This is a genomic window from Okeania sp. SIO2B9, assembly GCF_010672505.1.
Classification (GTDB): Bacteria; Cyanobacteriota; Cyanobacteriia; order Cyanobacteriales; family Microcoleaceae; genus Okeania; species Okeania hirsuta.
Window position 1 is genome coordinate 1 of record NZ_JAAHGK010000419.1, and the last position, 5,555, is coordinate 5,555.

The 5,555-nt window shown below is 38.1% G+C and carries 3 protein-coding genes; 1 reads left to right on the forward strand and 2 read right to left on the reverse strand.

Annotation, left to right across the window (positions count from 1 at the left end; all coding sequences use genetic code 11):
* Nucleotides 1–80: 80 nt before the first annotated feature.
* Together F6K13_RS15875 and F6K13_RS15880 are read right to left on the reverse strand one after the other, a co-directional pair.
* Entirely contained in the window at nucleotides 81–1,277 is a 1,197-nt protein-coding gene (locus F6K13_RS15875) for a phosphotransferase family protein (RefSeq protein ID WP_124142958.1), read from the reverse strand.
* A 1,346-nt stretch (nucleotides 1,278–2,623) separates the two neighbouring features.
* Nucleotides 2,624–3,958 carry a cytosine deaminase gene (locus tag F6K13_RS15880; protein WP_124142957.1) on the reverse strand — a complete coding sequence of 445 codons (1,335 nt, stop codon included), beginning with the start codon at nucleotides 3,956–3,958 and terminating at the stop codon, nucleotides 2,624–2,626.
* 474 nt (nucleotides 3,959–4,432) lie between these two features.
* On the opposite strand from F6K13_RS15880, the gene F6K13_RS15885 reads away from it, so the two are divergent.
* A complete protein-coding gene (locus F6K13_RS15885; RefSeq protein ID WP_124142956.1) occupies nucleotides 4,433–5,191 on the forward strand; it encodes a DUF561 domain-containing protein in 759 nt (252 codons plus the stop codon).
* Nucleotides 5,192–5,555 lie beyond the last annotated feature (364 nt).

Sequence of the window (5,555 nt, forward strand, 5' to 3'; positions counted from 1 at the left end):
ACTCTACTGACTCTGATACTTATGCAATGGTGCGTTACGACGGATTGCTGAATCCTTTTCATACTCTGAGTTTAAGCAGTCTAACTGAGCGTACTGAATTCTGAATTCTGACTCCTGAATACTTCTTCAATAGCAACACCAAAAATTGTAGACATTGATGAGTCTGGGCGACATAATAATGCTTTGGCAACCTGAAGCATAGCAATACCGGTATTATTAAAAGTCTTTTGATATTGAACCATTGACAAAATTCCTGTCATCAAACCCCAACCCGCAAACTGTACTACTCGCCTCAAAAAATCTGGACGATATTCCACAATTTCTGGGAAAGTGTCAAAATAAGCTAGAGCTAAAGCAGCAATAGAAGGTTGAAGTAATTCTAGAGGTGTAGTGGCAAGTTTGAGAGATTCTTCAATGGAGAGAGAATTACTAATAACCAAACTACCCAACCACATTTGCAGATAGCTGCCGATCGCCGTTCCCAAATCAAAAGCAGGGTCGCCCCAACTAGACCTTTCCCAATCAATCAACCGCACCATATTCCCATTAGAATTTTCCCACTCTTGAGCTACGAGAATATTATTTAGTTTCAGGTCGTTGTGAGTCAGACAACTGGGAGATAAAGTCTCCCGAAGTTGAGCGATCGCTTGCCCTAAACTGTCATATCGTTGATAAAGGGTAAAAAATCTCAACCCATCTACAGGAGCGATACCAAAAATTTCTGGCCCTATCCTTTCAAGACTCTGCACCAAAAGTGGTGATACTTCAGGTTTAGCACGAACAACTTCACTAGCAAAGAACTCCCGATAATTTTTCTGATTCCAAGTATCGCGGTGAACCGTCGCCAAATAACTACCGATTTCAGCAGCAACTTTTGTAGGGAAGTTGTTTTCCTTGGAATAGAAATCACTTAAATCCCGATAACTATCCAGGTAAGTAGAGACCATAATAGATTTCTCGGCGTCGTAATGTAACAACTCTGGTAGAAAGAGACGCCAATGGTCAAGTTCGGGAAATGTCCGTAAAAATTTTTGGATTCGCCATTCCCCAAACAATTCACCTGCAGTTTCTCCTTGAGAATTATATTGTTCTTGTTTAACAAGTAGTTTTCGACCATCTGGCAAAGTCACTAATAAATTAAAATTTTTAGCAGTAATTCGCTCAATATTACTCTGAGATGTCTGCGAGGGATATTGCTCCGCTTCCTGTAGCGAATCGCATAAACCATTTTCTACTAAATAGTCATAGACATTTTGAGAGTTTAAAACAAATTTCATTTAAACTAACCTCTCATTAAGTTATAAATTATCAGTCAGTATCTAACTACTTAATACTGTCAAAATTTGAGTAAACTGACAAGAATTTTACTCAAATAAAACAGATATAACTAACACAATTATGTCTTTAACTTCGAGTGAGGGCAAATGGCATTCTCCCCTAAATATGGCGTTTTAAAGGTTAATTTCGTCAGTCCTGACTATATTCCTATTTGGGTGCATCTCAATGCGTGAATAAAGCCAAAAAATTATCGCTTTTAGGGAACACCGGAGCTGGGAACAGGGAACAGGGAATATATATATAGTAAAAAAAGTATTTTTGCAAATATGAGATTCACCCTCCTATTTTTTATAAAATCGCTAGTATTTTGAGATAAAAAAAAGACATAACTGCTAAAATTATGTCTTTTTGAGCGATCGGCCATATTCTGACATAACTTCTACAATTATGTCTTTTTTTTAGCTATTGCTGATGTTGAAAATAATTGACAAGTTACTATCCAGAAAACAAACTATCTAATTCACAATAATCAGGTTAATTTGTATTAATAACTCCACCATTTATTAATACCACTCTATCATGTTGAGACCGTGATAAAAGTTCGCTAAAATTTCTACCTTTAAAGAGAATTAAAATACTAATATCTACCTAATTATAATACTGTAGTGGACTGTTTCACCTAAAATAGTGCATTAGATTTGCCATTGTAGCTAGAGCAGGACTTACGCAAAGACACTGTGTATAGAGTCCAGTAACTATTGGACAATAGTTATGAGTACTATATATAGCGTATCTGCGTAAGTCCTATAGAGGAAGTTATCTCTTAAAAATTTCCTATTGCAACATTTAAGATGAAACAGTCCAGTAGGTTGGGTTGACGTTCGCGTAAGCGTTGCGGAGCAAAGGAAACCCAACAAAGATAGGTATCTGTCTCAAGTTTGTAGTAGACTGACACGCCTAAAAATGTAGGTTGGGTTGAACGGCAGTGAAACCCAACAAAACCTTACTAATGTTGGGTTTATCCTAACGGATAAGCTCCGCTAACGTCCCTCAACCCAACCTACACTTATTGCACCATTTTAGCTGTGTCAGTCCAGTAGTAGACTGAGACTTATTCAATGGTGCATTAGATTCAATTCAAAAGTCAAAAGTCATGCATTCAAAAGTAAGAATTTCAAGTTAAAAGCTAATGCACAGTTTTAGCTGTGGAGCGTCTACTACTAGGACTATTTGTGTTGGGTTTCCTACGTCAACCCAACCTACATCTGTCAAAATTCAATTGTTTAGCAGTGGGAGCATCTTGCTCCCGTAAATTTTCCTCCTATTACTCCCGTAAATTTTCCTCCTATTCAAATAAACTATCTAATTCACAATAATCGGGTAAAGTTGTATCAATAATTTGACCATTTCTCAAAACAACTCTGTCATGTTGAGGTCGTGATAAAAGTTCGCTAAAATTCCTACCTTTAAACAGAATTAAATCCGCAGGTAATCCAATTCCAATTCTGCCAATATTAGGTAAACCAATTAAATCCGCAGGAGTCTTAGTAACAGCACAAGGCCAATCCCCATAAGGCATATCTAAATGAGCAATTCTCACTGACATATTAAACACTTCCAAAACATCATGGTCGCCAAATCCAAAAAAAGGGTCGCGACAATTATCACTCGCCACAGCAACAGAAATTCCCTCTTTTTTCAACTCATGTAATAAAGTAACTCCCCGCCATCTCGGAGTATGATTATTTTGCCTATTCTGGAGATAAAGATTACACATTGGCAGACTAACAATACTAATACCAGCTTCCTTAACTAACTTGAGAGTTGCTGTTACTTGTTCCAGAGTTTGTACCGCCAAACTACAACAATGTCCGCAAATAATTTTGCCAGAAAATTGATGACTAATTGCCTTCTCAGCAACTTTGTATAAAACTCTAGAATTAGGGTCTCCATTTTCATCCGTATGTAAGTCTAAATCTAATTGACGTTCTTTCGCCAGACTAAATAACCTCTCCAATTGATTATCCAAGTCTGAATTCATGTATAAAACTGCTCCTAATATTCCACCAATATCAAGAGTTTTATCAGCTAATTTTTCTCCAGCTTCAATAAGATAATAATCCCCACTAACCAAAGAAACAGGTTGTAATATTAATCTACCTTCCCACTCTTTTTGTAATGTTTGAAATACCTCCAAACCAATATTTACCTGTTCACCAAAACAGACAAGATGAGTCCGAATAGCTTTTGTACCATGAGCATAACTGCATTTCAAACCAAATTCCATCCGACGATAAATATCTTCAGCATTCCAATATTTTTCCGCATCCCTAGCACCCGCATCCAAAGCACCATTAAAACTACCATCTGAGTTAGGCGATCGCATCCAGATATGACCTTTATCTAGATGGGTGTGCATATCCACAAAACACGGCCAAACCTGGCCACCTTTGAGGTCTATAGTAGGAATATTCTCAGTTTCCGGAGAGGGCAAATGTGTTAAGGAGTAGACGACTTGTATAATAACTCCTTCATTAATTTCGATATCCACCAGTGATAAACCCTCCCTAGTTTGACTAGGTATGTCAAAATCAGTTTCTAGAAGACATACAGGTATGTGAGCATTTTTTAGCCAATAGTGAGAAATATCATAAATTACAGAAAATTGTTGATTATTCATAATATCTAAATAATATAGCGCTAGGGATATAGGGAACAGGGAATAGCAAACTGTAAAAGGGTTTTAGGATTGAAAAATGTCCGCGCCCAATTCTTGTAGTGCTATATTTGATTTGTGCCAAATTAATTTAATCAGGACTTACGCAAAATAGGTAATTATACACCATTTGTAGGGGTTAACGGCTGTTAACCCCTACCAAGAGAGGTGGTTATGCGTAAGTCCTGTTAATACTGCACTTTGAGCTGGAAGTTGTAAATATGAGCACTCATTGCTATATAGCGAGGGCAAATACCATTCGCCCCTACAGATGATGGTTTAAAAGTCAATTTGCGTAAGTCCTGTACTTAAAACTTTTGACTTTTGACTTTTGACTTTTGACTTTTGAAAACTTTTGACTTTTAACTTGAGCGATAACTGCTGTCTCCATGGCAAAATTAATGTTGAGAACAAGATCAGCAAAAGGATTAATCTACAATGATGAGTGAATCTAGATTACAAACTGCATTAGAAAATGGCCAAGCTCTAAAAATTATTAGTGGTTTGACTAATTTTGATACAAACAGAGTAGCAGCAACTGTCAAAGCTGCCACCCTCGGTGGTGCAACCTACGTTGATATTGCTGCCGATCCTAATTTAGTGAGAATGGCGCGCAGTTTAACTAACTTGCCCATCTGTGTTTCTGCCATCGAACCCACTAGATTTTTACCAGCAGTAGAAGCAGGAGCTAATTTGATTGAAATTGGTAACTACGATCCTTTCTACGCCAAAGGTATACGCTTTGAAGCGGAGGAAGTATTGCAGTTAACTCAACAAACTCGCGACCTGTTACCTAATATTACTCTTTCTGTAACTGTTCCCCATACTTTAGAACTAGACCGACAAGTACAACTAGCTACTGAGTTAGTAAAAGCTGGTGCTGATATTATTCAAACTGAGGGTGGTACCAGTGCTAAACCTGTTCATCCTGGAACATTAGGGTTAATTGAAAAAGCGGCTCCTACTCTAGCAGCAGCTTATGAAATTTCTCGTGCTGTATCTGTACCTGTATTGTGTGCTTCCGGTATTTCTAATGTAACTGCTCCACTAGCTGTTGCTGCAGGTGCGGCAGGAGTTGGTGTGGGTTCTGCTATTAACCGCCTCAATGATGAAGTGGCGATGATAGCTGCGGTTCGTAGTTTGGTGGAAGCTTTGGCAAGTGTTCGTTATGTCAAAGTAGATGCAATGTCTGTTTAATTAGTTTTACCTAGTAGCTTGTCTAGCTTGAAAATGTGGGTAAATTTTAGAAAATATAGACCTCTCCCCCCTTTCCAAGAGGGGTTGGGGGGATCGTAGCGTTGGGTTTTACTCACAATTTTAGTTTAGACGAGCTACTAGAGAGTTTTCAGGTCAATGAACCACATTAAAAAATGATAACCCTGTAGGGATGTTGCATGCAACGTCCCTACTCAAATGAAAGCGCTATATGTCTGTAGAGTTTCGACTTAGTTAACAATTTGCGCAATTTATCGACATAATACGATAGTTCTCACAGGCAAGTAGTAACGAGGGTGACGCTTTGTATCTTCTGCACTAATCCCTGCTTCAGCATTTCTGGGGT